The sequence below is a fragment of the Paenibacillus sp. P32E genome, from assembly GCF_001909085.1.
Taxonomy (GTDB): Bacteria; Bacillota; Bacilli; order Paenibacillales; family Paenibacillaceae; genus Paenibacillus_AQ; species Paenibacillus_AQ helianthi.
In genome coordinates this window covers 1-852 of record NZ_LVYY01000063.1, presented here as the reverse complement: position 1 = coordinate 852, position 852 = coordinate 1, and the positions used below count along the sequence as shown (strand labels likewise).

The 852-nt window shown below is 49.6% G+C and carries 1 protein-coding gene; it reads left to right on the top strand.

All coding sequences use genetic code 11. The features are described 5' to 3' along the window. Window positions 1-320 precede the first annotated feature (320 nt). Window positions 321-852 (top strand): transposase (locus tag A3848_RS27495; RefSeq protein ID WP_143192471.1); only part of this gene is annotated, 532 nt, incomplete at its 3' end.

Genomic DNA, 852 nt, shown 5'->3' with positions numbered 1-852 from the left:
GGGGCTGTCTCAAAAGCCATGAAATGGCTACTTGAGACAGCCCCGCTGTTTTTGAGTTGGATGGACTTGCGCACTTGGTGCGGACGCTCCGCGAACGGACCGTTGCTACAATCGCTGTGCTCTCCAGATTTTATTTATTTCCCGTAGCGGTAAAAATCCGGAGAGCAAGGCGACCGCTACCGCTTTTCCGCAATCAGTCCGTCCTCTCCGCTGTTTAAGCGGGGGAACGTTCCTACAATTCTTTCAAAAATCACAAAAAGAAATCGCCCTTTGGTAAAATGGAAGTGTCGAGCAACCATTTCAAAAAAGGAGCGATTTCTTTGTACATTCAATATACCATGGACCAACTTTGCTTGCCAATGGATCTGGAAGAAGACATTCCAGAAAATCACCTCGTTCGTGTCGTTAACGCAGCCGTCAATCGGCTGGACGACTCCATCTTTGACGCTGCTTATCCCGGCGGCGGCCGCGACAGCTATCATCCTAAAATGCTCACCAAAGTCATCATTTACGCCTACACTCAGCGTATCTATTCGTCTCGTCAAATCGCCAAAGCCGTGCGAGAGAATATTCCTTTCATGTGGCTGGCCGGACGGCAGCGCCCCAACTTTCGAACTCTTAATCGCTTCCGTTCCCAGCGGATGAGGAATGTCCTCGAAACGGTATTTACCGCCGTGCTTCAGTTTCTGGCTGACGAAAAATACGTGTCTCTGGAGCATTATTTTGTGGACGGCACTAAGATCGAGGCGAATGCCAATCGCTACACCTTTGTTTGGGGCAAAGCGGTCAGCAAACACAAAGCGAAATTACAGGAGAAGGTACACGCTCTGTTTGCTGACATTGAAGCGGCAG